24 protein-coding genes and 1 pseudogene are annotated in these 25,498 nt (G+C 63.8%); 11 read left to right on the forward strand and 14 right to left on the reverse strand.

Annotated features, from left to right (window positions below; all coding sequences use genetic code 11):
- The 3 genes and pseudogenes from VKR55_RS12715 to VKR55_RS12725 form a co-directional block, all read left to right on the forward strand.
- Nucleotides 1-429: pseudogene (locus VKR55_RS12715) on the forward strand (sulfonate ABC transporter permease); the annotation flags it as partial.
- Nucleotides 393-1,106 carry an ABC transporter permease subunit gene (locus VKR55_RS12720; RefSeq protein ID WP_324403712.1) on the forward strand — a complete coding sequence of 238 codons (714 nt, stop codon included), beginning with the start codon at nucleotides 393-395 and terminating at the stop codon, nucleotides 1,104-1,106. The pseudogene VKR55_RS12715 and the gene VKR55_RS12720, both read left to right, overlap by 37 nt.
- Nucleotides 1,107-1,176: 70 nt before the next feature.
- The gene (locus VKR55_RS12725) at nucleotides 1,177-2,481 is read left to right on the forward strand and encodes an ABC transporter ATP-binding protein (protein ID WP_324403818.1); all 1,305 of its coding nucleotides are present in this window, start codon (nucleotides 1,177-1,179) and stop codon (nucleotides 2,479-2,481) included.
- Between the two features lie 191 nt (nucleotides 2,482-2,672).
- Here VKR55_RS12725 and VKR55_RS12730 read toward each other — a convergent pair whose 3' ends face one another.
- From VKR55_RS12730 to VKR55_RS12740, 3 genes are all read right to left on the reverse strand, one after another.
- Nucleotides 2,673-4,304, reverse strand: a complete 1,632-nt coding sequence (locus VKR55_RS12730; protein ID WP_324403714.1) for an FMN-binding glutamate synthase family protein — start codon at nucleotides 4,302-4,304, stop codon at nucleotides 2,673-2,675.
- A gap of 213 nt (nucleotides 4,305-4,517) precedes the next feature.
- Nucleotides 4,518-5,387, reverse strand: a complete 870-nt coding sequence (locus VKR55_RS12735; protein ID WP_414642353.1) for a patatin-like phospholipase family protein — start codon at nucleotides 5,385-5,387, stop codon at nucleotides 4,518-4,520.
- A gap of 238 nt (nucleotides 5,388-5,625) precedes the next feature.
- The gene (locus VKR55_RS12740) at nucleotides 5,626-6,399 is read right to left on the reverse strand and encodes a ferredoxin--NADP reductase (RefSeq protein WP_324403718.1); all 774 of its coding nucleotides are present in this window, start codon (nucleotides 6,397-6,399) and stop codon (nucleotides 5,626-5,628) included.
- A 282-nt stretch (nucleotides 6,400-6,681) separates the two neighbouring features.
- Between VKR55_RS12740 and VKR55_RS12745 the strand changes: the two genes are divergently transcribed.
- The 5 genes from VKR55_RS12745 to VKR55_RS12765 all read left to right on the forward strand — a co-directional run bounded on the left by VKR55_RS12745 (nucleotide 6,682) and on the right by VKR55_RS12765 (nucleotide 12,457).
- Nucleotides 6,682-7,476: an ATP-grasp domain-containing protein gene (locus VKR55_RS12745; protein ID WP_324403720.1), complete on the forward strand. Its 795-nt coding sequence runs from the start codon at nucleotides 6,682-6,684 to the stop codon at nucleotides 7,474-7,476.
- Between the two features lie 55 nt (nucleotides 7,477-7,531).
- Nucleotides 7,532-8,533: an NADP-dependent oxidoreductase gene (locus tag VKR55_RS12750; protein ID WP_324403722.1), complete on the forward strand. Its 1,002-nt coding sequence runs from the start codon at nucleotides 7,532-7,534 to the stop codon at nucleotides 8,531-8,533.
- A gap of 141 nt (nucleotides 8,534-8,674) precedes the next feature.
- Nucleotides 8,675-9,562 carry a hypothetical protein gene (locus VKR55_RS12755; protein WP_414642354.1) on the forward strand — a complete coding sequence of 296 codons (888 nt, stop codon included), beginning with the start codon at nucleotides 8,675-8,677 and terminating at the stop codon, nucleotides 9,560-9,562.
- Nucleotides 9,563-9,708: 146 nt separating this feature from the next.
- Nucleotides 9,709-10,854 (forward strand): FAD-dependent monooxygenase, encoded by a 1,146-nt coding sequence (locus VKR55_RS12760; RefSeq protein WP_324403726.1) that lies wholly within the window; start codon nucleotides 9,709-9,711, stop codon nucleotides 10,852-10,854.
- Nucleotides 10,844-12,457, forward strand: a complete 1,614-nt coding sequence (locus VKR55_RS12765) for a benzoate-CoA ligase family protein (protein ID WP_324403727.1) — start codon at nucleotides 10,844-10,846, stop codon at nucleotides 12,455-12,457. The genes VKR55_RS12760 and VKR55_RS12765 overlap by 11 nt, the downstream gene beginning before the upstream one ends.
- A 186-nt stretch (nucleotides 12,458-12,643) precedes the next feature.
- On the opposite strand, the gene VKR55_RS12770 is transcribed toward VKR55_RS12765, so the two are convergent.
- From VKR55_RS12770 to maiA, 3 genes are read right to left on the reverse strand one after another with little or no spacing between them, the layout of a single operon-like run.
- The gene (locus VKR55_RS12770) at nucleotides 12,644-13,837 is read right to left on the reverse strand and encodes a 3-hydroxybenzoate 6-monooxygenase (RefSeq protein WP_324403729.1); all 1,194 of its coding nucleotides are present in this window, start codon (nucleotides 13,835-13,837) and stop codon (nucleotides 12,644-12,646) included.
- Nucleotides 13,834-14,346 carry a MarR family winged helix-turn-helix transcriptional regulator gene (locus VKR55_RS12775; protein WP_324403732.1) on the reverse strand — a complete coding sequence of 171 codons (513 nt, stop codon included), beginning with the start codon at nucleotides 14,344-14,346 and terminating at the stop codon, nucleotides 13,834-13,836. The genes VKR55_RS12770 and VKR55_RS12775 overlap by 4 nt, the downstream gene beginning before the upstream one ends.
- Nucleotides 14,336-14,968 carry a maleylacetoacetate isomerase gene (gene maiA, locus VKR55_RS12780; protein WP_324403734.1) on the reverse strand — a complete coding sequence of 211 codons (633 nt, stop codon included), beginning with the start codon at nucleotides 14,966-14,968 and terminating at the stop codon, nucleotides 14,336-14,338. Before maiA ends, VKR55_RS12775 begins: the two co-directional genes overlap by 11 nt.
- Before the next feature lie 197 nt (nucleotides 14,969-15,165).
- On the opposite strand from maiA, the gene gtdA reads away from it, so the two are divergent.
- Nucleotides 15,166-16,206 (forward strand): gentisate 1,2-dioxygenase, encoded by a 1,041-nt coding sequence (gene gtdA / locus VKR55_RS12785; RefSeq protein WP_324403736.1) that lies wholly within the window; start codon nucleotides 15,166-15,168, stop codon nucleotides 16,204-16,206.
- A gap of 228 nt (nucleotides 16,207-16,434) precedes the next feature.
- On the opposite strand, the gene VKR55_RS12790 is transcribed toward gtdA, so the two are convergent.
- The 6 genes from VKR55_RS12790 to VKR55_RS12815 form a co-directional block, all read right to left on the reverse strand.
- Nucleotides 16,435-17,253: an ABC transporter permease gene (locus VKR55_RS12790; RefSeq protein WP_324403738.1), complete on the reverse strand. Its 819-nt coding sequence runs from the start codon at nucleotides 17,251-17,253 to the stop codon at nucleotides 16,435-16,437.
- Entirely contained in the window at nucleotides 17,246-18,019 is a 774-nt protein-coding gene (locus VKR55_RS12795) for an ABC transporter ATP-binding protein (RefSeq protein WP_324403740.1), read from the reverse strand. Before VKR55_RS12795 ends, VKR55_RS12790 begins: the two co-directional genes overlap by 8 nt.
- Nucleotides 18,020-18,153: 134 nt before the next feature.
- Nucleotides 18,154-19,158 carry an ABC transporter substrate-binding protein gene (locus tag VKR55_RS12800; RefSeq protein WP_324403741.1) on the reverse strand — a complete coding sequence of 335 codons (1,005 nt, stop codon included), beginning with the start codon at nucleotides 19,156-19,158 and terminating at the stop codon, nucleotides 18,154-18,156.
- A 33-nt stretch (nucleotides 19,159-19,191) separates the two neighbouring features.
- Nucleotides 19,192-20,556, reverse strand: coding sequence for an FAD-dependent oxidoreductase (locus VKR55_RS12805; protein WP_324403742.1), 1,365 nt, complete (start codon nucleotides 20,554-20,556; stop codon nucleotides 19,192-19,194).
- Between the two features lie 82 nt (nucleotides 20,557-20,638).
- On the reverse strand, nucleotides 20,639-21,433 hold the full coding sequence (locus VKR55_RS12810; protein WP_324403743.1) for an enoyl-CoA hydratase-related protein: 795 nt from the start codon (nucleotides 21,431-21,433) through the stop codon (nucleotides 20,639-20,641).
- Between the two features lie 24 nt (nucleotides 21,434-21,457).
- The gene (locus VKR55_RS12815; protein ID WP_324403745.1) at nucleotides 21,458-21,778 is read right to left on the reverse strand and encodes a monooxygenase; all 321 of its coding nucleotides are present in this window, start codon (nucleotides 21,776-21,778) and stop codon (nucleotides 21,458-21,460) included.
- A 99-nt stretch (nucleotides 21,779-21,877) separates the two neighbouring features.
- Between VKR55_RS12815 and VKR55_RS12820 the strand changes: the two genes are divergently transcribed.
- Both VKR55_RS12820 and VKR55_RS12825 read left to right on the forward strand, forming a co-directional pair.
- Nucleotides 21,878-22,855 carry a 2-dehydropantoate 2-reductase gene (locus VKR55_RS12820; RefSeq protein WP_324403747.1) on the forward strand — a complete coding sequence of 326 codons (978 nt, stop codon included), beginning with the start codon at nucleotides 21,878-21,880 and terminating at the stop codon, nucleotides 22,853-22,855.
- A gap of 21 nt (nucleotides 22,856-22,876) precedes the next feature.
- Entirely contained in the window at nucleotides 22,877-23,659 is a 783-nt protein-coding gene (locus tag VKR55_RS12825) for an SDR family oxidoreductase (protein ID WP_324403749.1), read from the forward strand.
- A 14-nt stretch (nucleotides 23,660-23,673) separates the two neighbouring features.
- Here VKR55_RS12825 and bioB read toward each other — a convergent pair whose 3' ends face one another.
- Together bioB and VKR55_RS12835 are read right to left on the reverse strand one after the other, a co-directional pair.
- Complete coding sequence (gene bioB, locus VKR55_RS12830; protein ID WP_324403751.1) at nucleotides 23,674-24,642, reverse strand: biotin synthase BioB; 969 nt, start codon at nucleotides 24,640-24,642, stop codon at nucleotides 23,674-23,676.
- A gap of 152 nt (nucleotides 24,643-24,794) precedes the next feature.
- Nucleotides 24,795-25,496 carry a haloacid dehalogenase type II gene (locus VKR55_RS12835; protein WP_324403754.1) on the reverse strand — a complete coding sequence of 234 codons (702 nt, stop codon included), beginning with the start codon at nucleotides 25,494-25,496 and terminating at the stop codon, nucleotides 24,795-24,797.
- Nucleotides 25,497-25,498 lie beyond the last annotated feature (2 nt).

A 25,498-nucleotide genomic window follows, 5' to 3' on the forward strand; every position in this document is an offset into this window, starting at 1 on the left:
ATCACGGTCGGCAACAATACGATCACGCTGCCAGGGATCGGCGCCTATCTCGCGCAGGCGATTTCCGACAAGAATCTGCACGCAATTGGCTGGGTGATCCTTGCCATGACGGTCGTGATTCTTGCGTACGACCAGTTCATGTTCCGCCCGCTCGTCGCGTGGGCCGATAAATTCCGCATGGAAACCACCAGCTCGGGCAATGCGCCGGAATCGTGGCTGCTCGACCTGATCCGCCGCACCCATCTGATTCACCGTCTGCTGGTGCCGCTCGGCTGGATGTTCGCCAAGGCCGCGCGCGTCAACTTCACGTTGCCTGCGTTTGGCGGCCGCGTTTCCAGATTCCGCAGCGCGAGAAGACGTCGCGCATCGGCGACATTGTCTGGGCGGCCGTGGTGTTGCTCGCCACGGTCTATGTGGTGTACCGCGTGATCGCGTACGTGCGAACCGGCGTGTCGCTCGACGAAGTCTGGCACGTGCTCGTACTGGGGCTGATCACGCTGCTGCGGGTGGTGGTGCTGATCGCGATCGCTTCGGTGATCTGGGTGCCGATCGGCGTGCTGATCGGCCTGCGGCCGGCGCTGGCCGAGAAGGTGCAGCCGATTGCGCAGTTCCTCGCCGCGTTCCCGGCGAACCTGCTGTTCCCGGTGTTCGTCATCGCCATCGTGCGCTTTCATCTGAACCCGGACATCTGGCTGTCGCCGCTGATCGTGCTCGGCACACAGTGGTATATCCTGTTCAACGTGATTGCCGGTGCGAGTTCGTATCCGAACGACTACCGGGAAGCGGCCAAGAACTTCCACATTCGCGGCTGGCAATGGTGGCGTCAGGCGATGCTGCCGGGCATTTTCCCTTATTACGTGACTGGCGCGATCACCGCGTCGGGCGGCGCGTGGAACGCCAGCATCGTCGCGGAATTCGTTCAGTGGGGCGACACCAAGGTTGCCGCGCATGGCTTGGGCGCTTACATCGCGCAGACCACCGCAGCAGGCGACTATCCGAAGATCATTGTGGGCATTGCCGTGATGTCCCTGTTCGTGACCCTGTTCAACCGCCTGCTGTGGCGTCCGATGTTCGCCTACGCTGAAGCGAAGCTCCGGCTAGATTGAGAATTAAAGGCTAAACGCGATGCAAAATCCTAAAGCTGCTATGACCGCCGCGCCGATCCAGACCCCGCCGATGCCGCCGCGCCTCGGTGAGGAGATTCTGCGCGTCAAGGACGTGTGCCGCGGGTTCAACAAGTCGCAGGGCGAGCTGCTCGTCCTCGACGACGCGAATCTGTCGTTGCGCGAAGGGGAGATCGTCGGGTTGCTGGGCCGATCGGGCTCGGGTAAATCGACGCTGTTGCGCATCATCGCCGGTCTGATCGAGCCGACCGACGGCGAAGTCACGTATATGGGCAAGCCGCTCGACGGCCCGGCCAAGGGCGTGGCGATGGTGTTCCAGACCTTCGCGCTGTTCCCGTGGCTGACCGTGCTGCAAAACGTGGAAGCGGGACTCGAAGCACAAGGCGTCGGCGCGAGTGATCGCCGTACGCGCGCGCTGGCGGCGATCGACCTGATCGGTCTCGACGGTTTCGAAAACGCGTATCCGCGCGAGTTGTCGGGCGGCATGCGTCAGCGCGTCGGCTTTGCGCGCGCGCTGGTGGTCGACCCCACGCTGTTGCTGATGGACGAGCCGTTCTCCGCGCTCGACGTGCTGACTGCGGAAACGCTCCGTACCGATCTGATCGATCTATGGATCGAAGGCCGGCTGCCGATCAAATCGGTGCTGATGGTCACCCACAACATCGAGGAGGCGGTGTTGATGTGCGACCGCGTCCTGGTGCTTTCATCGAATCCGGGGCGGGTCGCGGCCGAATTCAAGATCGACCTGCCGCACCCGCGCAAGCGCCTTGATCCGGCCTTCCGCCAGCTCGTCGATGCGCTTTACGCGCACATGACCCGGCGCGCCGAGCCGAAGGCGCCGCCTGCCGGAAATATCCCGGGCACCGGCGTCGGCATGGTGTTGAACCATGTCTCCTCCAACGTGCTGTCGGGCCTGATCGAGACGTTGGCGGGTCCGCCCTATAACGGCCACGCCGACCTGCCGGTGCTCGCCGGCCAACTGCAGCTCGAGGCCGACGAAATCCTGCATCTGGGCGAATCCCTGCAACTGTTGCGCTTCGCCCAGCTCAGCGAGGGCGACCTCGTTCTGACGGACGCCGGCAAGCGCTTTGCCAATCTTGAGACCGACGCGCGCAAAAAGCTGTTCGCCGAACATAGCCTCAACTATGTGCCGGTGTTGGCGCTGATCAAGCGGGTGCTCGACGAGCGGCCCACACATGCCGCGCCCGCCGCACGCTTCCGCAACGAGCTCGAAGACTACATGTCGGAAGAGTATGCCGACGAGACCCTGAAGACCATCGTCTCATGGGGCCGCTACGCCGAGCTGTTCGCCTATGACGAGCAGTCGGAAACGTTCAGCCTGGAAAACCCGCATTGATTGCGTCATTCCGGGGCGCTCGCAAAGTTTGTAGGGTGGGCAAAGGCGCCCTTGCGCCGTGCCCACCATCTAGACCATCAACGTGAATGGTGGGCACGCTTCGCTTTGCCCACCCTACAAGATTCGAAATCATCAGAGCGAGATTCCGGATTCGTGCTGACGCGCGCCCCGGAATGACGCCCTTTCGGACGTCATATCACCGGCTGGAACGAATCCGTGCGCGCCATCGCCCAGGCGTCGCGGTAGCGCGGATCGTCGGTGCCGTCGATCAGCTCGCCGGGACGCAGCGCCGGATAGAGCTTTGCGAACGAGCAGACCTCGGTGGACGATGTGCGCTTCGAGAAGTGAATCGGGCGCAGATCCTGCGGGTGCTCGAGGCCCGCGGCGCCCAAAAGCTCGGCGAGCGCGTGCAGCGTCGAGTGGTGGTAGTTGTAAACCCGGTCGATCTTGTGCGGCACGTAGAGCGCGCGGTTGCGGCTCGGATCCTGTGTGGTGACCCCGGTCGGGCAGCGATCGGTGTGGCAGCTCAGGGACTGGATGCAGCCCAGCGCGAACATGAAGCCGCGCGCCGAATTGCACCAGTCGGCTCCGATCGCCATCGCGCGCGCCATGTCGAAGGCGGTCGCGATCTTGCCGGAGGCGCCGATCTTGATACGGTCGCGCGCCTTGATGCCGATCAGCGCGTTATGAACGAAACTGACGCCCTCGCGCATCGGCATGCCCAGGTGATCCATGAATTCCAGCGGCGCGGCACCGGTGCCGCCTTCGTTGCCGTCGACCACGATGAAATCGGGATAGATTCCGGTCTCCAGCATCGCCTTGCAGATCGCCAGAAACTCCCAGGGGTGGCCGATGCACAGCTTGAACCCGGCGGGCTTGCCGCCTGACAGCTTTCGCATGTTGGCGACGAATTGCATCATCTGGATCGGCGTCGAGAAGGCCCGGTGCGAGGCCGGCGAGATGCAGTCCTCGCCCATCGGCACGCCCCTGATCTTGGAAATCTCCTCGGAGACCTTGGCCGCCGGCAACACGCCGCCATGCCCGGGCTTGGCGCCCTGGCTGATCTTGAGCTCGACCATCTTGATCTGATCGTCAGCGGCAACGCGCGCGAACTCGTCCGGATTGAAGGAGCCGTCACGATTGCGGCAGCCGAAATAGCCCGAGCCGATCTCCCAGATGATGTCGCCGCCCATCTCGCGGTGATAGGGGCTGAACCCGCCCTCGCCGGTGTCATGGGCGAAGCCGCCCTTCTTCGCGCCGGCATTGAGGGCGCGCACGGCATTGGGGCTGAGCGCGCCAAAGCTCATGGCCGAGATGTTGAAGACGGACGCGGAATAGGGCCTGGTGCAATCCGGACCGCCGATGGTGATTCGGAATTTCTGGCCTGTGGTGGTCTTCGGCGCCACCGAGTGATGCATCCACTCGTAGCCATCGCGATAGACGTCTTCCTGCGTGCCGAACGGCCGCTTGTCGAGCACCATCTTGGCGCGCTGATACACCACCGCGCGGGTGTCGCGGGAGAACGGCATGCCGTCCTTCTCGCTCTCGAAGAAATATTGCCGCATCTCCGGGCGGATTTCCTCGAGCAGGAAGCGCATGTGCGCGGAGATCGGATAGTTGCGCAACACCGCGTGGCTTCTCTGCAAGAGGTCGCGGATGCCGAGCAGCGTCAGCGCGCCGAAGATCAGAAGCGGCACCAGGACGATGTGGAATATCTTCGGGTTGTGATCGAACAGGCCGATGCCGAGCAACAGCGCGGTGACCACAGCGCAGATGGTGAGGACAATGAAGCGGGGCGAGAACGGAAGCAGCAGCGTTTCCATGGCATCCCTCAGGCGATATCCGCCGCGTTATTGTTGCCGGCTGCGAGAGACGGTCCAGCGTCAGACCGATCCCGGCAGGCTATTCCGCGATCGCGGTCAGGATATGACAAGTCCTTGCAAGCGTAACGACTCCCGCGGCGCTAAATCAATCGCTCCGATGGGCAGCCCCTCTTTTTGCGGTGCAACCTGGGAATAAAACCGTCAATGAGCATATCAATGGCCATGGGGCCTCAGCTCGTGCGGGATCTTGCTCTGCTTGAGGCCTCCTTTGGCAAGCCAGTCGTCGGTGCTCTGCCGCGCCCGCTCGATATGCTCCGCCGTGCGCGAGAAATCATAGGGCGAGCCGACCAGGGGGCACAGCGGCGGGACCACGTAGTATTCGATGCCGGGGCCGAGATTCTCGAGCTCGTCGACCAGTTGACGCGCAATCAGCAACGTCAGCGCATGCAGCGCGTTGGCGAGCGCCCCGACCGGCGGTGCCTCGTTGGCGCAGGCGTGCCCGGTCGGCAGGATGATCAGACGGCGCGCGCCCTTCTGGACGGCGATGCGCACCGGCGTGTTGGAGGAGACCGCGCCGTCGGCGAGGTAGTAATCGCCATAATGGACCGGGGAGAAGGCGCCCGGGATCGCGGTCGAAGCGACAATCGCTTCCGCCGCCGGTCCCTTCGAGAACACCACACTGTCACCGGTGATGATGTCGGTGGTGACGATGTGCAGCGGAAGCTTTGCCTCTTCCAGGTTGCGATAGGGGATGTGGTCGTTGATCAGCTTGCGGATGCCGTCATGGGTAATGAGGAAGTCGCGCCGCCAGAGGAAGCCGAGCAGCGTCCACCAGGACAGCGGGAAGACGTCGTCGCGCTTCAGGCCGCGCCAGATGTTGGCGAGCCGCTCGACGCCCGCAATCGTCGGATCGCTCGCATAGAAGGCGCCGTTCAGCGCACCGACGCTGGAACCCACCACCATGTCGGCGGTGATGCCGCGCCGGGCGAGCGAATCCATCATACCGACCTGGACCGCGCCAAGGCTGCCACCGCCCGCGAATACGAAGGCAGTCTCTATCGATGGATCGACAGATGACGACAACGCGCTCACACTCCCCTGGCCGGCGCGTCGTGCTGCGCCGTTCCAGGAGCTTATAGCAGCGGGAAAATGGGCAGCGCCACTCTCACCACCGTCGTCCCGGCCAAGCGAGCCCTTGCGGGCGCGAGCCGGGACCCATAACCACAGGCCATGATCGTAGGGAAGCTCGGAGCCACAGCACGGCGCAACAACTGCCGCCTGTGGTTATGGGTCCCCGCTTTCGCGGGGACGACCGTAGAGACTACCGCTCTACGAACGCCTTTTCGATCACGAAATGGCCGGGCGTGTTGCCGGAGCCTTCGACGAAGCTGCGGGCCTCGAACATCTGCTTCAGCTCTTCCAGCATCGCCGGGCTGCCGCACATCATGATGCGGTCGATGTCGATATCGAGCGGGCCCTGGTGCAGGTCGCTGAAAAGCTGGTTGGAGGTGATGAGGTCGGTGATGCGGCCGCGATTGCGGAACGGCTCGCGCGTCACTGTCGGATAGTACAGGAGCTTCTCCGACAACAGCGGACCGAACAATTCATCGTCGCGCAGTTTTGCGACCAGCTCCTCGCCATAAGCGAGCTCGGAGACCTGGCGGCAGCCGTGCACGAGCACGATGGTCTCGAAGCGGTCGTAGACATCGGGGTCCTTGATCAGGCTGGCAAACGGCGCGAGGCCCGTGCCGGTCGACAGCAGCAACAACCGCTTGCCCGGCAACAGATTGTCGGTGATCAGCGTGCCGGTCGCCTTGCGGCCGACCAGAATCGTGTCGCCTTCTTGGATCTTCTGCAGCCGCGAAGTCAGGGGACCGTCGGCCACCTTGATCGAGAAGAACTCGAGCTCTTCTTCGTGATTGGCGCTCGCCATGCTGTAGGCGCGCAGCAGCGGCCGGCCCTCGATCTCGAGGCCGATCATGGCGAACTGTCCATTCTGGAATCGGAAGCCGGTATCGCGCGTGGCGCGGAAGCTGAACAGAGTGTCGGTCCAGTGACGCACGGCAAGAACTTTCTCTCGATAGAACGCGCTCATAACTTTTATTTTTCCGATTGGGTTAAGGTTGGAGGGATCAGATCGTCCAGCCCGAAAGAGGTAAAAACCCCTGATAATCCTTGCGATTTCGGCGTTTCATCTACGTGAATTTCTCAAATAATCAACCCCACATTCGCGTGTGGTCGGATCGATCAAATGCATGTCGCTTCAATTCGGTAAACGGTTCGAACCATGCTAATTCCCGACTGAAATGAGCAATTAACTTTCCGCATCAGACGGCCATGCAGCACATCATTCCGTGCCCGAAATCACAGACCACCGATGCCTGACGGCGAACGCATTTTCGTGAACGCGATCCGGGCCTATTGCAGGGCGCGCGGCATCGTCTGCGAGGTGAGCCAGCAGGGCTGGCTCATCGTCATGGCGCGCGGCGGCGAGCGCCGCTTCGCGTTCGGTTATGACGTGGGGCTGAACAACGCTATGGCGCACCGGATCGCCAACGACAAATCTGCGACTGCAGAGGTGCTGGCGTTCGCCGGCATCGACTGTGTCCCGCACACGCTGTTTCTCAGCCCGAAGCTCGGCGAGCATGTGGCGAGAGCGGACTCGCGCGAGGCGATGCTTGGCCTGTTGCGGCAGTATCCTGATGGTATCGTGGTCAAGCCCAATGAGGGCACGTCGGGCCGATCCGTTTGCCGCGTGAGGACCGAAGCCGAACTCGATCAAGCCGCAAGCGAAATTTTCTCCGCGCATCTGAGCCTTGCGATCTCGCCCTATGTCGAGATCGCGGAAGAGGTGCGCGTGATCCTGCTCGATGGTGCTCCGCTTGCGGTCTATCGCAAGGAGCGCATCTCGGACTGGCGACACAACCTCGATTTCGGCGCGCGCCCCGTTCTCCTTGCGGACGGAGAAGCTCGCGACGCCTGCGTGGCGGTTGCGATCAAAGCCACCGATGCGATTCGCATCCGCTTCGCGTCGATCGACGTCGTTCGGGTCGGGCAAAGCTGGCGCGTGCTTGAAGTCAATTCCGGCGTGATGATGGAGGCGCTCGGCAGGCTCCATCCCGGGTTGGTCTACCAAGCCTACGCCGCGGCGCTGGACAAGGTGTTTGAGTGATGTGATGTAGTCAGTCGTAGGGCTCACTGTATCTATCATCACCAATGGAGAAAGCATGAACGCGAATGTCAATCGGCAGATCCTGCTGGTGGAAAAGCCGGCGGGCAAACTCGGACCGGAGCATTTCAAGCTGACCAACGGCGCGATTCCGGAGCCGAAAGACGGCGAAGCGTTGTTGCGCGTGCGCTACATCTCGCTCGATGCCGCCAACCGCGCCTGGATGCATGGCGCGACATATCGCTCCGCCATCGAAGCCAACACGGTAATGGCGGGAGGTGGCATTGCCGAGGTGGTGTCGTCGAAAGCGCCGGGGCTTGCCGCGGGCGATCTCGTGTTCGGCGACACGGGTTGGCAGGATTACGCCGCCGTTCCCGCAAAGCACCTCACCCGGATGCCGAAGATCGAGCCGATGACGCATCTGCTCTCCATCTACGGCGTCGCGGGACTGACCGCCTATTTCGGCCTGCTCAAGATCGGCAAGCCCAGGAATGGCGAGACCGTGGTTGTGTCAGCCGCCGCAGGCTCGGTCGGCTCGATCGTCGGCCAGATTGCCAAGATCAAGGGGTGCCATGTGGTCGGCATCGCCGGCGGCAAGGACAAATGCCGGTGGCTCACCTCCGAGCTCGGCTTCGATGCCGCGGTCGATTACAAGGACGGCGCGATCTTCAAGGCGCTGCGCGCCGCCGCGCCCAAGGGCATCGACGTCTATTTCGACAATGTCGGCGGCGATATCCTGGAGGCCTGCCTGCCGCTGATGAACAATTATGGCCGCATCGCCTGCTGCGGCGCGATCTCGCAATATGACGGCGCACCGTCGGCGCACGGGCCGCGCGGCGTGCCAGGCCTGATCGTGGTGAAGCGCCTCGTCATGCAGGGCTTCATCGTGATGGATTTCATGGCGCAGCGCGACAAGGCGCTGGCCGACCTGCAGGCGTGGACATCGTCGGGCAAGCTGAAAGTGCAGGAGGACGTCATCGACGGTCTGGAAAACACGCCGAAAGCGCTGATCGGGCTGCTCGCCGGCGACAACCGCGGCAAGCGCATGATCAGAGTGTGACAAAGCCGTTACGCTCTCTCCCGCAGAAGACGCTTGCGGGAGAGGTGAAAAGCGGACGAAGATGCGGCCTGCGCGGGTTTTTCTTTCAGCGTTTTCCAGATTCTGATTCAGGCGAAGCGGCGGCTTCGGAAAGAAGCGGGAATGAAGATGACCCAGAACAGACAGACAGCGTTGCTTGTGTTGGCTGCCACCTTCGCCCTATCGACGCCGGCGTTCTCGCAGGCGCCAAGCCAGGCGCAGCGCGACGCAATCAAATCGAAGTGTCGCTCCGACTATATCGCGCATTGCTCCAGCATTCCGCCGGGCGGTGCGGCCTCGCTGCAATGCCTGCAACAGAACATGGCAAGCCTGTCGGCTGCTTGCGCAACCGCAGTGAAGGCCGTGGCGGCGCCTGCCGCGGCCAAGGCGGAGCCCGCCCCTGCTGCGGCGAAGGAGGAGCCGAAGGAGACCAAGTCCGAGCCGGCACCCGCACCAGCGCCTGCTGCTGCAGCGCCGGCAAACGCGGCTGCCGAGCCCGCGGCCAAAAGTCCAGCCAAGGCCGCCGTCGCAACACCAGGCAAGCCGACCAGCGCCCAGATCTCGGCGGTCCGCGCCAACTGCCGCTCGGATTATCCCAAAGTCTGCGCCGGCGTGCCAACCGGCGGCGCCGCGGCCTTGCAGTGCCTGGCGAAGAACAGAGCCAAGCTCTCGGCTGCGTGCGGTAACGCAGTTGCGGCTGCGGCGGGCGGCAGCGCGGAGCCAGCAGCGACCACCGCCGCGCCAGCTACCGCCAATGCAAACCCGGCAGCGGCTCCCGCCGCCGCAACTCCAGCCACCGCTGCGCCAGCAGCCGCTCCGGCGCTGGTGCTCCGCCCGCTGCGACCGCGCGAAGTCTTGTTCGTGATGCGCTCAGCCTGCGGCGCCGATGTACGAGCGCTCTGCGCCGGCGTGCCCGCCGGTGGCGGGCGGATTATCGAATGCCTCGCCTCGCAAGCGGCCAAGCTGTCGCCGGCGTGCCGGAACGTGCTGGGACAGTTCGCGGCGCGCTAGGGATTGCCCGCGCATCCGGCGCTGCACCTGACCGAATAAGCTGAGCCGCTCAAGCGTGGAATATTTTTCCCTCTGGCGCGGACGCCGCGCCGGAGCTAGGGTAGCATCCAGATAGTAAGTATACTGTCAATTATGGGAGGCAACCCTTGCGCATCGCGGTGATTGGCGGCGGACCCGGCGGGCTCTATTTCGCCTATCTCTGGAAGCGGCGTCACCCGGACGCCGAGGTCGATCTGTTCGAACAGAACCCGGCCGACGCGACCTGGGGCTTTGGCGTGGTGTTTTCCGACCAGGCGCTGGAGTTTCTGCGCGCCGACGATCCCGACACCGTCGACGCCATCGCGCCGCGCATGGAAAGCTGGAAGAACATCACGCTCAATCTGCGTGGCGAGAGCGTCGAGATCGACGGCGTCGGCTTCTCCTCGATCGGCCGGCTGGAGCTGCTGACGCTGCTGCAGGCGCGCGCCCGCGCGGCCGGCGTCGCCGCGCACTACGAGACGGTGGTGCAATCGGCCGATCAGTTCTCCGGTTACGACCTGATCGTCGCCGCCGACGGCCTCAATTCGCTGGTGCGCCGCACGTTCGAAAAGGAATTCGGCGCATCCGTCACGACGTCCACCAACAACTTCGCCTGGTATGGCACGACAAAAACCTTTGCAACGCTGTCGCAGACCTTTGTTGCGACCGAGCGCGGCAGCTTCAACGCCCATCACTATCGCTATTCACCCGCGATGAGCACCTTCCTGGTCGAATGCGATGCGGCAACCTGGAACGCGTACGGTTTTGCCGACATGTCAATCGAAGAATCACAGGCAATCTGCGAGCGCGTGTTTGCGAAGACACTCGACGGCCACAGGCTGGTGTCGAACAAGTCGGTGTGGCGCAATTTCCCCTGGATCTGGAATGAGCGCTGGTCGCACCGGAACATGGTGCTGATCGGCGACGCCCTACATTCGGCGCATTTCTCCATCGGCTCGGGCGCGCGGCTTGCGATCGAGGACGCCATTGCGCTCGTGAAGGCACTGGAAACGGAGGCCGATACTCAAGCGGCGCTGGCCCGCTATGAGAGCGAGCGCAAGCCGATCGTGAAGAAGCTCGTCACTGCCGCGCGCACCAGCGCCGACTGGTACGAACACTTCCCCGACCATATGAAGCTGGACCTGATGGACTTCGCCCATAGCTACATCACCCGTTCCGGGCGCATCGACGACGCGCGGCTCAGCGCAATGTCGCCGCAATTCATGGCGCGCTACGAGGCGTCGCGAAAGATGGGAGCGCATCATGGCGCATGACATCCGCGATGGTGTTCCGCAAGACTGCCCCGGCGCCCGCGAGATCGGCTTTGCGTTGCCGGAGCGCTACAATGCAAGCCGCGTTCTCTTTGACAATCTGTCCAAGGACTTCGGCGACAGGCTCGCCCTGACAGGTCCAGCCGGCACGCGAACCTATGCCGGGCTTTGCGCCGACGCCTGCCGCTGGGGCAACGGGCTCGCCTCGCTCGGCTTGAAGCGCGACGACCGCGTGCTCTTGTTCCTTGACGATACGCCCGCCTATCCGGCCGCCTTCTTCGGCGCGGTGCGCGCCGGCTTCGTGCCGCTCCTGATCAACACGCTGACGCCGCCGGATCTCCTGCAATTCTATCTCGCCGACAGCGGCGCGACGGTTGCCGTGACCGAGGCCGAGTTTTGCGCGCGCTTTGACGCGGAGGCCTGCAAAGACACAGGCTTGCGCACGCTGATCGTCGTCAATGGCGAAGTCGGCGCGCATGCGGCGCCGAACGCCATCGCAGCCGAACCCTGGCTAGCAGGCTTTGGCAGCGAACTGGCCGAGGCCGATACGCATCGCAACGAGATGGCATTCTGGATGTATTCGTCGGGCTCGACCGGCCGTCCCAAGGGTATCGTCCACCTTCAGCACGACATGGCCTATAGCGATGAAGCCTTCGCCAGGAACGTGCTGAAGCTGAAACCCGGCGACATCTGCTTCTCAGTGCCAAAGGTCTTCTTCGCCTATGGCTTCGGCAATTCCATCACCTTCCCGTTCTCGGCCGGCGCCGCCACGCTGCTGCTGCCGGGCCAGCCGAAGCCGGCCTCGATCTTCGAAGCGATCGGGCGCTTCAAGCCGACGGTCTTCTTCGGCTTGCCGACGCTCTACACATCGCTGACGAAGGCCGATGGCGCGCGAGAGGCCGATTTCTCCTCGCTGCGCATGTCGGTGTCCGCGGCCGAGGTGCTCTCCAGCGAAGTCTTCAACGGCTGGAAGCAGCTCACCGGCCTCGAAATCGTCGAAGGCCTTGGCTCGACCGAGGTGCTGCACATCTATCTCTGCAATCGCGAAGAGAAGAAGAAGCCCGGCGCCGCGGGCCTGCGCGTGCCCGGCTACGAGATTTTGCTGAAGGACAAGGACGGCCGCGAGGTCGGCGACGACGAGGAAGGCATTTTGTGGGTGCGCGGTGATTCCGCCACGCCGCTGTACTGGAACCGGCCGGACAAGTCCGCCGAGACCATCCGCGAGGACGGTTGGATTTACACTGGCGACCGCTTCGTGCGGGATGCCGAAGGCTTCCACTTCTTCCGCGGCCGCGCCGATGATCTGATCAAGATTTCTGGCCAATGGGTCTATCCGCTCGAGGTCGAGCTGTGCCTCGCCGAACATCCCGAGGTCCGTGAATGCGCCGTCTACGCCGCCGAGCTGCCGGACCGCCGCATGACGCTGAAGGCGGTGGTGGTGATGAACAACAGCGGCTTCGACGAGAGCACTGCGACGCGGCGGCTGCAGGATTACGTCAAGGCCAAGCTGCTGCCGTACAAGTACCCTCGCGAGATCAGGTTCATCGGCGAATTGCCGAAGACTGGAACGGGCAAGATCGACCGGCAAGCCGTGATGCGGATGTGACGGTACGGCGCGCCGGCAAACTCGCTGTCGTCCCCGCGAAGGCGGGGACCCATAACCACAAGCGGTTGTTGTTGGCTGCGCTGTCAGCTCCAGCCGTCGCAAAAACAACCGCCTGTGGTTATGGGTCCCGGATCGCGCTCGGCTTCGCCTCGCTTGTCCGGGACGACAGCGGAGTAATTAGCGCACCTACCCCTTCAGCCCCGTGCCGCCATAGAGCCAGGCGAGATCGCCGTACCAATCCTCCGACGACTTCGCGCCCATGATCGCGTTGCGCAGGCGGGCGTGCTCGCCGTCGGGGTGATAGATGTGCTCGCCGATCGCGCGCGACAATAATTGCACCCGCGCGGTACGCGGAAAGCGCTGCGCGCGATAGGCATCGAGCGCCGCGGCATGATCGTCTGCATGCTGCGCCAGCATGTGCGACAGGCACACCGCATCTTCCATCGCCTGGCAGGCGCCTTGCGCGAAATATTGCAGCATCGGATGTGCGGCATCGCCAAGCAGCGCGACGCGGCCATCGATCCAGCGCATCGTGGGATCGCGGTCGCACAGCACCCAGAGCCGCCAGTTCTTGCCGTGCCGGATGATGCTTTGCGCCCGCTCATGCACGTGGCGGAAGCCCTGCATCACCTCCTGCTCGGACACCGGCTTGCCGGCAACCGGCTCCGGCGCGTCATTGTGATAGGTGACGACGAGATTGAACACCTTCCAGCCCGAAAGCGGGTAATGCACGATGTGGCATTTCGGGCCGGCCCACAGCGTCGCCGCGTTCCAGCGCAGATCGTCCGGCATCTGCTCGGTCGGGATCACCGAGCGATAGGTGGTGTGACCGGAAACGCGGGGCGGTCCGTCCGCGGTGACCTGCTTGCGCACGTTCGACCACAGCCCGTCGGCGCCGATCAGGAGCGAGCCGGTGACGTGCTCGCCATTCGCAAGCCGCGCAGTCGCCGAGGAACCATCCTGGTCGTAGCCGACCACCTCGCTGGAAACGCGCAGATCGATCAAGTCACTGTCGCGGCAGGCTTTGAGGAACACGCGATGGAGATCGCCGCGATGCACGACGGCGTAAGGGTTGCCAAACCGCGCGCGAAAATTTTCCCCGAGATCGACATGGGTGATCTCTTCGGCGGTGAGCGCATCCATCAGCCGGAGCTGGTCGATATAAACGGCCATGTTGCGCGCGGCTTCGCCGACGCCGAGATAGTCGAAGGCATGAAACGCATTGGGCCCGAGCTGGATGCCGGCGCCGATCTCGCCGAGCGAGGAGGCCTTTTCCATCAGGATCGAGCGAAAGCCCTTTTGCGCGAGGCCGAGTGCAGCAGCGAGCCCGCCGATGCCGCCGCCGGCGATCAGGATCGGCCGTTCGCGCACGCCCGTCATAAGCCCGATTTCCCGAGATGTTCGAGGGCGTCCTCGGCGCGCAGCGGCACGCGGGACGCCTCGTTGTTGAGGTCGACGAGCTGCGACAGCAGCGCCATCAGCGCCTTGCGGTCGCCTGCTTTCAGGGGCTGCAGCATCCGCACCTGGGCGCGATCGACCGACGGAGCGATATCGCGCAGGATCGCCGCACCCGCTTTGGTCAGATAGAGCAGTTTCACGCGCTTGTCGCCGGGCGACGGTTTGCGCTCGATCAGCTTCTTCGCCTCCAGCCGCTCGATCACGTTGCCGAGCGTCGAGCGGTCGAAGGCGATCACGGCGGAGAGCCGCGTCGCGTCGATGCCGGGATGGGTGTGGATCGCGATCAGCGCCGCATATTGCACGGGCGTCAGGTCGAAGGCCCTGCACTCCTCGACGAAGAGCGCGACCGCGATCTGCTGCATGCGGCGGAAGAGATAGCCGGGCGCGGTATAGACCGCGTCCATGGTGATCGGCTTCGAGTTATTCGGCATCGGCCTGCTTGTCCGGAGCGGCGTCGGCAAACGCCTTCATCGCTTTCGCCGCGGCCTCTGCCTTCAACAGCCGCGGAAAGGCACTGACGTCGACGCCGAAGCGCCGCGCATTGGCAAGCTGCGGCACCAGGCAAAGATCGGCGAGCGAGGCCTTGTCGCCGAAGCAGAATGGACCGGGCTCGCCCGCGATCAATGTCTCGCAGGCCGAAAGGCCCTCGCGGTTGGCCCAGGCGGCCCAGGCCGTCACCTGGTCCGCGGGCAGGCCGAGCTCGCGCAGGCGCGTCAACACCTTGAGATTCTGAACGGGATGGGTGTCGCAGGCGATCGCCTGGGCGAACGCGCGGACTTTGGCGCGCTGCAGGGGATCTCGGGGCAGCAGCGGCGGCTCGGGATGGATCTCGTCCAGCCACTCGATGATGGCAAGGGACTGGGTCAGCACTTCGCCGGCGTCGCTTTCCAGGGCCGGCACAAGGCCCTGCGGGTTGATCGCAAGGTAGGCCGGCGCACACTGCTCTCCTTTGCGCAAATGGTGGGACAGGTGCTCGACGGCCAGCCCCTTCAGATTCAGGGCTATCCTGACCCTGTAGGATGCGCTGCTGCGGAAATAGCCATGCAGCTTCATCGGAACCTCCCCTCACGGCAAAATGTTTGCTCGTCATTCCGGGGTGATGCGCAGCATCGAACCCGGAATCTCGAGATTCCGGGTCTGGTGCTTCGCACCATCCCGGAATGACGTCATTGGATATCAGCCAGTCAGTTGACGCTATCCATATTGTCAGTATGCTGTCAATCTAGCGAAAGAACAAGCGGGAGGCCGCCATGGAAGCCGTGTTGAAGACGCCGGAGCGCGAGGCATTCTACAAGAAGATCGACGGCGAAAGCCTCGCTGCGCTGTGGAACGTGATGGGCGACATCATCACGCCGGAGCCGAAGAGCGCCTGCCGGCCGCATCTGTGGAAGTTCGACACGATCCGCGACTACATGACGGAAGCGGGCAAGCTGATCACCGCCAAGGAAGCCGAGCGGCGCGTGCTGATCCTGGAGAACCCGGGCCTGCGCGGCCAGTCGAAGGTCACGACCTCGCTGTTTGCCGGCATCCAGATGGTGATCCCCGGCGACGTCGCGCCCGCGCATCGGCACAGCCAGTCGGCGCTGCGCTTCATCCTCGAGGGCAAGGGCGCCTACACCTCCGTCGACGGCGAGCGCACTGCGATGGAGCCCGGCGACTTCGTCATCACGCCGTCGATGACCTGGCACGATCATTCCAACGAGACCAACGAGCCGATGTTCTGGCTTGACGGGCTCGACATTCCGATCGTGCAGTTCTTCGATGCTTCGTTTGCCGAGGGCTTGAAGGAAGACCAGCAGAAGATCACCAAGCCCGCCGGCGACAGCTTTGCCCGCTATGGCCGCAACCTGCTGCCGGTCGACGAGAAGCGCAATTCAAAGACCTCGCCGATCTTCAACTATCCCTATCACTACACCCGCGAGGCGCTGGAGCAGGCCCGCGCGCGCGACGAATGGGATGCATGCCACGGGCTGAAGCTGAAATTCTCCAACCCGGAGACCGGCGATTTCGCGATGCCGACTATCGGCACCTTCATCCAGCTCCTGCCCAAAGGCTTCAAGACGGCGCGCTATCGCTCGACCGATGCCACCGTGTTCGCGGCGATCGAGGGCAAGGGCCGCACCCGGATCGGCGAGAAGACCTTCGATTGGGGCCCGCGCGACCTGTTCGTGGTGCCGAGCTGGCACTGGGTCACCCACGAGGCCGACACCGACGCGGTGCTGTTCAGCTTCTCCGACCGTCCGGTGCAGCAGAAGCTCGATCTGTTCCGCGAAGACCGCGGTAACGCTTAAGCTTTACATCGCCGTCATTGCGACGGGATCGTAGGGTGGGCAAAGCGAAGCGTGCCCACCAATCAAGACGCCACTCACACGAAAGACGGTGGGCACGGCGTAAGCGCGCCTTTGCCTACCCTACGATTCTCTCGCGTACCGTCATTGCGAGGAGCGAAGCGGACGAAGCAATCCAGACAGCGTGCGCGGTCAGAGTTCCGGATTGCTTCGCTTCGCTCGCAATGACGTTCATCGCCAGTGCAAGAGCCGCGTCTCAAGCAAATTGATCAGCTTCCCGACCACGAGCCCGAACAGCGACAGGATCACAACGCCGGCGAGAAGCTGATCGGTCTGCATGAGATTGCCGGCCTGCAGCACGAAGGCGCCGATGCCGTGCTCGGCGCCGATCATCTCGGCGCTGACGACGAGCAGCAGCGCGATCGAGGTCGTGATGCGGAAGCCCGCCAGGATCGACGGCAGCGCACCGGGCCAGATCACCCGGCGCACGATGGTCGAAAACGGCACGTTAAAACTCTGCGCCATACGGATCAGATTGCGCGGCACCGCATCGACGCCGCTGTAGACCGAGATCGCGGTCGAGAAGAACACCCCGAGCGCAATGGTGGCGATCTTCGGCTCCTCGCCGATCCCGAGCCAGAGGATCAGAAGCGGCAGCAGCGCGATTTTCGGTATCGGAAACAGCGCGGAAATGAAGGTGATGCCGACGGCGCGCGCGTGATTGAAGAGCCCGATCGCAAAGCCGACGGCAATGCCGGCAATGGTGCCGAGCACCCAGCCGGTTCCGATCCGCATCAAGGATGCCGACAGATGTTGCCATAGCGCGCCAGAGACCGCGAGCTGCCAGATCGCTTTCACGATCGCAAGCGGCGTCGGCAGGAACAGCGAATTGACGAGGCCCGCGCTGCCGGCGGCCTGCCAGACCGCAAGCACGGCGAGCACCGCGACCCAGCCGGCATGGCGGCTCGCCCGCGGCGCAAAGCCGCCGCCGCGGAAGGCAACCGGCCGCACGGCTGCCTGCTGTTGCGGCTCGGCTGCGCGGTCAAGCATGCTGCACCTCGCGTTCGGCATCGATCGCTTCGTTGCGGATCAGCGACCACAGCTCGTTCTGGAGCGTCAACAACTGGCCGCGGGCGTCGATTGCGCCGCGCTCGGCGCGACTCATGGTGACCGGCACGATCTCGCGCACCCGGCCAGGCCGGCGCGACAGCACCACAATGCGGTCGGCGAGCCGCACCGCTTCCTCGAGATTATGCGTGACGTAGATCGCGCCCATCGCGCCGTCGGCAAGCAGGCGGATGAAATCCTCCAGCAGCAATTCGCGCGTTTGCGAATCCAGCGCGGACAGCGGTTCGTCCATCAACAGGATCGCCGGCCTGACTGCCAGCGCGCGGGCAATGCCGACGCGCTGGCGCATGCCGCCGGAGAGTTGCTTTGGATAGGTGCCGCGGAAATCGGAAAGCCCGGTCCGCCGCAGCGCGTCGTCGACCAGCCTACGGCGCTCGGTCGCGCTGAGCGGTGTGTGCAGCAGCGGAAACTCGACATTGGCCTCCACCGTGCACCAGGGCAGCAGCGCAAAATCCTGGAACACGAACGTCAGCGGATTGAGGCTGCCGGCAGGTGGCGCGCCCCGCGATTTCGCCACACCTGAGGTCGGCTGCAACAGCCCGCCGAGGATCGAAAGCAGCGTGCTCTTGCCGCAGCCCGACGGCCCGACAATTGCCACCACCTCGCCCGGGCTCACCGTGAACGACACGTCGTCCAGCACGTCGAGCGCGCCGAAGCGATGGTTGATATGGTCGGCGATCAGGTCCATTTGGTTTTCGTCACCTTCGCGACTCTTTCATCTCGTCATGCCCGGGCTTGACCCGGGCATCCATCAACACAAGAAGAATCCTTCCTTAGCGATGGATGGCCGGGTCAAGCCCGGCCATGACGAAGGAAACAGTGTCAATCCGCCTTCACGAAATCCTTGTCGATGACGGCGTCCGCGCCAAAACCCTTGTCGACAAAGCCCTGGCTCTGCAGCCATTTGATCTGGTTGTCGACATTCTTGACGTCGAGCTTGCCATCGGGATCGATGTAGGCGCAGTTGCCGACCACACGCTCGACCGGGAGATTGGTGTATTTCGCGATGATCTCGAGCAGCGGCTTGGTCTTGTCGTTGATGGCGGCCTTGCCGTCCTTTACCGAGGCCAGGATCACGTCGTGATATTCGCGGTCGGCGCGCGCCAGCACAGTGAGCAGCTTGGTCACCAGCGCCTTGTTGGCGAGCGTCTTGGGCGAAGCGAACACCGCGCCCAGTTGCCACGGCGTCTCGTCACCGACCCAGCCCAGAAGCTTTGCGCCACCGCTGTCCATCAGCGCGCGCGCCGTTGAAGCCGGCAACAGCGCGGCATCGACGGTCTCGCCTTTCAGGGCTGCTGCCGCATTCGAGAGCGATTGCAGCGGCACGATCTTCACGTCCGCGAGCTTGAAGCCGTATTTATCGGCGAGCAGCCCCAGAGAATAGTGGAAACTGGAGCCCACCTGCGTGACCGCGACGCGTTTTCCCGCGAGATCCTTCGGCGTCTTCAAGCCGGCCGCATAGGCTTTGTTGCTGGCGAAATAGCCGATCAGCGGATAGCCGGCCTTCTCGCGGCTCATGCCGCCGATCACCTTCAGCGCGCCCTTGCCGGCGAGATTATAGAGCCCGGCCGTGAAGGCGGTGATGCCGAAATCGACATCGCCGGAGGTGGTCGCAACCGCAATCGGCTGTGCGGCGTCGAAGAATTTCAGCTCGACGTCGAGACCGGCCTCGCGGAAATAGCCCTTCTCCTGGGCGATGAAGACCGGCGCCGACGACGACAGGCGGAGCACGCCGATTTTTGCTTTCAGCGGCTCGTCGGCCCACGCCGCGTGAGCCACCATCAATGCCAGAACACCAGCCAGCGCCGCGCGCGCCCAACCCCTCATCCGCTTCCTCCGTTTCGACTACAGGTCTTTCGACTACAGGCCTTGCGGGACGGGTTGATCCCGCCCGATGAATGCGCCCTGCTGTTTCAGGGCGCGCTGCAGCCCTTCTATCGCAATGTCGCGCGGAACCCTATTACCCGAAAGCGCAAGTGAAGCGGCCGTGCCCGCCGCCTCTCCCATCGCAAAACAGGCACCGGAAACGCGCGCCGCCGACTGGCCCTCATGGGTCATGGACGCGCAGCGCCCGGCGACCAGGAGGTTGTCGATCTTCTCAGGCACCAGCATGCGATAGGGCAGTTCATTGTAGCCGCGCGACGCAGGGATCGGCGGAAACTTGAAGATCACGTCGCCCGCGACATGCGCTTCGATCGGCCAGCCATTGACGCCGATGGAGTCCTCGAACGAGGCACAGCCGAGCACGTCGTCGCCCGAGAGCTGATAGCCGCCGACAACGCGCCGCGTCTCGCGGATGCCGAGCTGCGGCGGCAAATCGACGATGTAGGATTTTTCAAAGCCGGGCACCGTGCGCAGGAATTGGAAGGCTTCCACCGCCTGGCGGCGGCCGTCGATCTCGCCGCGGGTGAGATCGTCGGGCTCGAGCCCATTGATGGCGCTGCCGTCGCTGCGCTTGAGCTGCGTGAAATTCACCCGCCACTCGATTTGTGAACGCTGCGGCCGCACGATCGCCGCCTTGCGCGGAAACGTGTGGGTGCCCTTCGCCTCGGCCTGCTCCATCAATTGAGGAATGGTGCGCCAGGCTTCCCCAGCTTTGGCGGAATCGATGTTGTTGAGGCGGAACATCATCGAGGGGTAGAGCATGTGGCCATGGCTGTCGCCGACCTCGAACGGCGCACCGGCCCAGGCCGCGAGATCGCCGTCGCCCGAGCAATCGATGAAGATGTCGGCGCGGACCGCCTGACGACCCGCCTTGGTCTCGACGAACAGCGCATCGATGCGCGCTTCATCCTGCATCGCCACGCCTGCGCCGAGCGCGTGAAAGAGAACATCGACTTTGTGCGCGGCGAAGAGATCGTCGGCCGCGATCTTGTAGGCTGCGGTGTCATAGGCCTGCGCAAGGATCCTGCCGAGGATCAGATGCGGCTTGTTCAGGCCATCAAGCCGATCGATCCGCGCGAGCAGATCGGAAGCGATACCCTGCACAACGCGATGCATCCCGCCGTGGACATTGGCATGCAGCCCGCAGAAATTGGTGACGCCAGCGGCCGTCCCCATGCCGCCGAGGAAGCCATAGCGCTCGACGAGCAGCGTGCGCCGGCCAGCACGCGCCGCCGCAACCGCCGCGGCAATTCCCGCCGGCCCACCGCCGAGCACTGCGACTTCATATTCGCCGTAGATCGGGATTTGGCGTGTGGGTTCTTCGATCGTCTTGCTCGGCACGTTGCGGTTCCCGGTCGCTGCAGGCTACAGCCGGGTTAGGGAATTTTGGCTGCCACGCCAAGGGCAACCGCGCTGCGAAAAATCAAGCCTTCCCCCAATTCGCGGCGCGCTTTTCGGCGAATGACGCCAGCCCTTCAGAGGCTTCCTTGGTCTGCCGTTTGGCCGCGTGCATCTTCACGAGCCGCGCATAAGCGGTATCGTCGACGGCCATGCCGCCGAACGAACTTTCCATGGCGAGCGCCTTGGTTTCAGCAAGCGCCACCGGGCCGTTCGCGAGCAATTGATCGACCATTCTGGCGCCGGCTGTTTCCAGCTCGGCCAGCGGCACGACCTCATGAACCAGCCCAATGCGTCGCGCCTCTTCCGCGCCAAAGCGCTCACCGGTGAGCGCATAGCGGCGCACCTGGCGCACGCCGATGGAATCGCAGAGCTGCGGGATGATGATCGCGGCCGTCAGGCCCCAGCGCACCTCGGTGATTGAGAACAGCGCATTGTCGGCCGCGATCACCACATCGCAAGCGGAGACGATGCCGGTGCCGCCGCCGAAGCAGCCGCCCTGCACCAGCGCCACCGTCGGGATCGGCAGGCAGTTGAGCCGTTGCACCGCCTCGAAGGTGGCACGCGACACCGTCTCGTTTTCATCCGCCGATTTCGGCCGCACCGCATTGATCCATTTCAAATCCGCGCCGGCCTGGAAATGCCGGCCATTGCCTTTCAGCACCACGACGCGGAGCTGCGGCTTCTTGCCGAGCTCGTCCATGGCCGCCAGCACGCCATGGATCAGGCCGGCGTCATAGGCGTTGTTGACCTCGGGACGGTTCAACGTGACGGTTGCGACCCCGCGCGCGTCGAGGTCCCACAAGACGGGATTTGACATGAATGTTTCCTTCGCGGACGAATGCTATTCCGCGGCGTCCAGTGTGGTCTTGCCGAGCGAATTGTCGACGACGACAGGCGTCTCGAAGAAGCTGATCTCGGGTGGGCTGCCATAGCGCTCGGCGATCATCCTGCGCCATTCGGAATTATAGACGCGCTCGGCGGCCTCGCGGCTCTCCCAGAGATAGCAGCCACCACCGGTGCGGCTTTCGGCATCGAACAGGTAATATTTGCGCACCAGCCCATTGAGCCCCTGATATTTCGGCGCCGAGCCACGAAAGAGCTCCGCCGCCTTGGCGGCATCGATATCGGCCGGCAGCTTGAAGCGGACGATGGCGGTGATCATAGGTGGTCCTCCCTGTGCGCGTGACACGAGCGGTTGCGCCTTGCGCAAGTCTATCGGAAACTGGCGCGATCCTACTACCCCTGACAGGACATCCACACGATGCGGATATGCATTTTCGGCGCAGGCGCCGTCGGCAGCCACTTTGCGGTGCGTCTGGCGCTCGCCGGTCACGAGGTTTCCTGCGTGATGCGCGGGCCGCATCTGGAAGCGGTGAAATCGCGCGGCCTCACGCTGCGCGTCGGCGACGCAAGATTTAACGCGAAGGTGAGTGCGTCCGCCGATCCGGCCGCGCTGGGACCGCAGGACCTCGTCATCTCGACATTGAAGGCGACCAGCGTCGCGAGCCTTGCGAGTGGTCTCAGGCCGCTGCTGCGCGACGACACGCCCGTCGTCTTCGCCCAGAACGGCATTCCCTGGTGGTACGATATCGGCCTATCGGCCGATCATCCCGCCACGCCCGATCTTTCCTTCCTCGATCCCGGCGGCGCATTGCGTGCCGCGATCCCGAGGGAGCGCATCATGGGCGGCGTGATCTTCTCGTCGAACGAAGTGATCGAGCCCGGGGTGGTCGCAAACCTCTCGCCGGACCGCAACATGCTCGTGGTCGGCGAATGCGACGACCGCGCCAGCGACCGCATCGCGAAGCTGCGCGCGGTGCTCGAAGGCGCCTCGATCGCTTCCGCACCGCCCCCGCAGATCCGCGAGACGATCTGGGCAAAGCTCCTCACCAACATGTCGATGTCGGTACTCTGCCTTTTGACCGGACAGACGGCGCGCGCGGTGCGCGACGAGCCGGCGCTGCAGCAGGTGATCCCGCGCCTGCTCGATGAAGCCAATGCCATTGCTCAAAGCTGCATTCCCACCGTCAAGCGCGTGACGCGGTCGGGACCAGCGCCGGAGCACAAGCCCTCGATCCTGCAGGACTACGAACTCGGCCGCGCCATGGAGATCGACGTCCTGGTGCGCGCGCCGGCGGCGTTCGCTCGCGCCGCGGGGCTATCGACGCCGATGCTCGATCTGATCGCTGGGCTTGCGATGCAGAAGGCGCGGGACAAGGGACTCTACAAAGCAGGATAAGACGAAGGGCGGAAACCGAACATGCACATCAGGGACAAGGTCTGCGTCGTCACCGGCGGCGCCAGCGGCATTGGCGAAGCGACCGCGCGCGCCTTTGCGCAAGCGGGCGCCCGCGGCGTGGTGGTTGCCGATCTCAAGACCACGCGCGCGCATCTTGCCGAAGTCGCGGGTGACATCGATGGCCTCGCCGTCACCGCCGATGTCGGCCAGGAGGAAGATATCAAGGCGCTGATCGCCGCAGCCGAAGCCAAATATGGCGCGATCGACGTTTTCTTCTCCAACGCCGGCTTGTCGCGCAAGGGCCAGGAAACCGCCTCCGACGCCGACTGGGATGTGAGCTGGCGCGTGCATGTGATGAGCCACGTTTTCGCGGCGCGCGCCCTGGTGCCCAAGATGCTGGCGCGCGGCTCCGGCTATCTCGTCAACACCGCGTCCGCCGCCGGACTGCTCGCCTCGCTCAACTCGATGCCTTACGGCGTCACCAAGAATGCGGCAATCGCGCTCGCCGAGCATCTCGCGATCCAGTACGGCGATCGCGGCATCCGCGTTTCCGTGCTGTGCCCGCAATCGGTGCAGACTGGCATGACGACCCCGGGGCCGAGCGCGGCACGGGTCGACGGTGTGCTGCAGCCTCACGAAGTCGCGCGCATCGTGATCGAGGCGATGGAAGAGGAGCGCTTCCTGATCCTGTCGCATCCGACCGTACAGGGCTACTTGGAACGCAAGGCCTCGAACCGCGACCGCTGGCTTTCCGGCATGCGCCGCCTGCGCGACAGGATCTATGGTTCGCCGGGAACGGCTTGATCGACGTCTTCCACTCAGAGCGGTCGCAAGCCGAGGCGACCGAACAGCTTGCCGTCGGCCGCGTCGCCGGGATTGCCGGCAGTCAGCAGGGTGTCGCCGACGAAGATCGAATTCGCGCCGGCAAAGAAGCACAGCGCCTGCATCTCGTCGGTCATCGCCGAACGCCCTGCGGAAAGCCGAACAAACGACGTTGGCATCATGATCCGCGCAAGCGCGACGACGCGGACGAACTCGATCGGACCGATTGGATCGGAGGCAGCCAACGGCGTGCCCGGGATGGGAATCAGCATGTTGATCGGCACGCTCTCCGGCGGCTCCGGCAGATTGGCCAGCGTGACCAGCATAGCGATGCGATCTTCCTCGCTCTCGCCCATACCGAGGATGCCGCCACAGCACACTTTCATTCCGGACTGCCGGACATTCTCCAGCGTATCCAGCCGATCCGCGAAGGTCCGGGTCGAAGTCACCCTGGGATAATACCGCTCGGACGTATCGATGTTGTGGTTGTAATAGTCGAGACCGGCCGCGCCCAAACGATCGGCCTGCTCGCAATCAAGCATACCCAAGGTCATGCAAGTCTCGAGCCCCAGCGCCTTCACGGCGCCGACGATCTCCACGATGGCATCCATGTCGCGCGGTTTCGGATTGCGCCATGCCGCACCCATGCAGTAACGCGTAGCGCCGCCGGCCTTCGCCTTGCGCGCTTCGGCAACGATCGTTTCAACGTCCATCAGCTTCGAGGCGGCAAGTCCGGTCGCGTGATGCGACGACTGACTGCAATAGCCACAATCCTCGGGACAGCCCCCGGTCTTGATGTTGAGAAGGCGGCTCAATTGCACGCGATTGGGATCGAAGCGCTGCCGGTGCAGGGAGTGCGCGCGGAACAGGAGATCATTGAACGGCAGCCGATAGATGGCGCCCGCGCTCTCGCCGGTCCACCGCGCGGGCTCCTCCGCCACTGTCTGTTCCGTCACGTGAAGCATGCACTATTCTCCAGTAGTTCCGTTTTGCGGCGCGACCATTGCACGCGCCGCAGCAGGCGCCAAGTTGCATGCCGACTTTTTCGTCAATTGATTCGGATCAAATGCGCACGGCGTCGCCTGCGCGACAAGATCCGACGGCGAACGAATGTGACTCAAACGATCGCGTCGGCCAGATCCTTCATGGTCGGCACCAGGATGTCCGGCGGATACGGCGTTTCCTCAAACGGACGCGAGCGGCGGTCGATGAAGGCGGCGCGCATGCCTGCCGATTTCGCGCCGATACAATCGAAGGCGTGATTGGCGACGAACAGGATCTGATCCATTTTTAGCCCGAGCAGTTCGGCCGCCTTGGTGTAGGTCGCAACATGCGGCTTGAACGAACCGGCTTCCGCGACCGAGATGACGCGATCGAAGGTTATCTTGTGATACTGCTTCGCCGTCTCCAGCATATCGGGGTCGCCGTTGGAGAGCACGACGAGCTTGTACCTCGTGTGAAGCTTCGCTAGCGCCGCCGGTACTTCCGGAAACGGCTTCAGCTTCTCGATCTCGCCGACGAGCGTGCGTACCTCGTCCTTCGTATAGCGGATGCCGGCGCGATCCATGACATGGGCGACCGCGCGATGGCCGATCTCGCGATAGGGCGTGTGCTCGCGATGCAGGAGCGCATCAATCATTGAATTTTCGAAATGGGTGCGGCGCCACCAGGTGACGAAGGAATTGGGATTGCCGTTCCAGCCCTTCGCCTTCAGAAAGGGGGTGGCGATCGCCACCAGCCCGCCCTGCATGTCGACCACCGTGCCGTACTGGTCGAACATGCAGACCTTCACATTGTTCTTGATGACATCGACGCTCACCG

It is taken from the genome of Bradyrhizobium sp. (genome assembly GCF_035309285.1).
Lineage (GTDB): Bacteria > Pseudomonadota > Alphaproteobacteria > Rhizobiales > Xanthobacteraceae > Bradyrhizobium.